The organism is Microbacterium sp. UBA837 (assembly GCF_002296025.1).
Taxonomy (GTDB): domain Bacteria; phylum Actinomycetota; class Actinomycetes; order Actinomycetales; family Microbacteriaceae; genus Microbacterium.
Map to the genome: position 1 here is coordinate 1 of NZ_DBHD01000009.1, position 1,963 is coordinate 1,963.

The following is a 1,963-nucleotide window of genomic DNA, read 5'->3' on the forward strand; positions in this document are numbered from 1 at the left end:
GACACGAAGGTGCCGCTCGCGAACGCCCGGTCGATCGGCCAGTGGCTGCTCTACGGCGTCGCCATCTTCGGGGTGGCCCTGGCGGCGATGCTCCTCTCCCCCGGCACGCCGAGCCAGACCGAGCCGTCGGTCCCCGTCACGATGACGTTCGTCGTCCTGAGCCTCGGGTCGGTGCTCGCCGGCTTCGCGATGCGTCGCGACCCCGGGTCGGGCCTTGCCGCACCGATCAGCAACGCCCTGAAGTGGATGTGGATCCCGATCGTGCTCACAGTGCTTTCAGTCGAGCTGGACTTCATGAACGCGCTACTCATGACCACGCCGCTGGATGCCGCGCAATGGTGGCTCGCGATCGGCCTTGCCCTCATCCCTCCGATCGTGGTCGAAGTCGACAAGCTGATCCGCCGGTCCCTCGCGAGCAGGGCTGCGGCATGAGCGGCCTGGTCCCCTCCCTCCACTTCGACGGCATGGTCCGCGACCGTTTCGGCATCCGCTGACCCATCGGCTTCCAGGGCTGAACGCGATCCGCAGCTACGAATGAGGAATCCAGCCTCACAACTCCGTAGCCCGCAATGATGAGAATCCGTTCCGGCGCCGCCGAATAGGTCGCCTGACTGAATTCTCGGCGCCGGAACGGATTTTCACTCCACGATCAGCCGATCACGTCGGCGAACAAGACGGATCGTGGTGCTGCTCGCAGGCGGCTGCTGCCCCACCAACCTGCCAACCGATGAGTGACTCTGCCGGCACGGCCCGGGTCGCTCATAGCTTCCGCGTGCGCCATGCGACATCAAGCGCCGCGCTCGCACCGCTCGGTTCGATCCGTTCGACGAAGAAGCCCTCGCGCTCACAAGATCATCCCTGCGCCCGCGCCGACTCCCGACAAGGGACCCGGAGTCATCGGAACCGACGGGCGAATCGTCCTCGAGGTGAACGATTCGCAGTGAGCCGCTTCTCTTGCCCTCGCCAGACTCCTTCAGTGCAGTGCATTGCGGCTGGTCGCGGTGGCTTGGAGCGAGACCCCGGCGGGCACGAAGAGACTGAAGACCGGGGGATGCCACTGCCCCGCAACCGTCACCCGAGCCGACACCCCGTCGGGCGTGGATGCCGAGACCAGACTCGCGTCGGCATCCGACTGTGCCAGCAGCGCACTCGCCTGCGCGTACACATCGCCCGACGAGAGCTCGGCGCGCGGCGAACCACCGGCGATCGTGAGCGTGAACCCGTCAGCTCCGGCGAGCGCTGCAGCATCCGCGACGCTGTCGAGTCGCTTCTGCGCGAGGTACAGGCTCGTCGCATCGACAGTCACGAGGATCAGCACGAGCGCGAGCATCGCGTACCCCAGCACGAGCGGCAGAATGCTGCCGTCCTCGTCACCCGCGGCATGCACCGAATCACGAAGCCGCCTCCCTACCGCCCTCATCCGCCGCTCCAGAATCGCGACATCCGCTGCACCGCACTGGCCTCGACCGGAACGCTCGCGATCTGATCGAGACCGAGAACCGGCGGCGCGAGGGGCAGCGAGACGCGCGTCGCGACCGAGACCCGAACGGTCGACCCCGCTGTCGGGCAAGATGCCGACGCCGGGACACACGAAATCGACAGGGACGTGATGGAGGCATCCAGGTCGTACTCCGCCATCACCGCCGACAGCACCTCGAACGCGCTCGAGCCAGCGGATGCCGCATCCGACGACAGCGAAATCGCCCGGGCAACGTGGCGGGCTGCGGCTTCGGCACCGAGCGCCTGATGCTGAATCTGCCCGAGCGCGACGACGACATAGATAAGCGGAACGAGCATCAGGAGTCCGACCGTGAGGAACTCGAGGGAAGCAGAGCCGTCGTCCTCGCGGAGAATCCGAGCCAGTCGCGAACGCAACCGGTCAGCGATCGAACGACTCCAGCGGAGCATGAGCTGTCACCTCCGTCTGCAGTCCGCTCGGCCACAGGCCGACGAGCGGGATCCC

At 66.8% G+C, this 1,963-nt stretch carries 3 protein-coding genes; 1 reads left to right on the forward strand and 2 read right to left on the reverse strand.

Going from position 1 to position 1,963, the window contains the following annotated elements:
* The coding region (locus B3587_RS01040) for a cation-translocating P-type ATPase C-terminal domain-containing protein (protein WP_292725913.1) at positions 1 to 432 on the forward strand (432 nt) is incomplete at its 5' end.
* A gap of 541 nt (positions 433 to 973) precedes the next feature.
* Here B3587_RS01040 and B3587_RS01045 read toward each other — a convergent pair.
* Positions 974 to 1,387 carry a pilus assembly protein TadG-related protein gene (locus B3587_RS01045; RefSeq protein ID WP_348681644.1) on the reverse strand — a complete coding sequence of 138 codons (414 nt, stop codon included), beginning with the start codon at positions 1,385 to 1,387 and terminating at the stop codon, positions 974 to 976.
* A 29-nt stretch (positions 1,388 to 1,416) separates the two neighbouring features.
* The gene (locus tag B3587_RS01050; protein ID WP_292725915.1) at positions 1,417 to 1,908 is read right to left on the reverse strand and encodes a TadE family protein; all 492 of its coding nucleotides are present in this window, start codon (positions 1,906 to 1,908) and stop codon (positions 1,417 to 1,419) included.
* Between the last annotated feature and the right edge of the window lie 55 nt (positions 1,909 to 1,963).

Excerpts from the sequence above, each read along its gene's own strand:
- B3587_RS01050 (WP_292725915.1), bottom strand. The coding sequence starts at position 1,908 with ATGCTCCGCTGGAGTCGTTCGATCGCTGACCGGTTGCGTTCGCGACTG.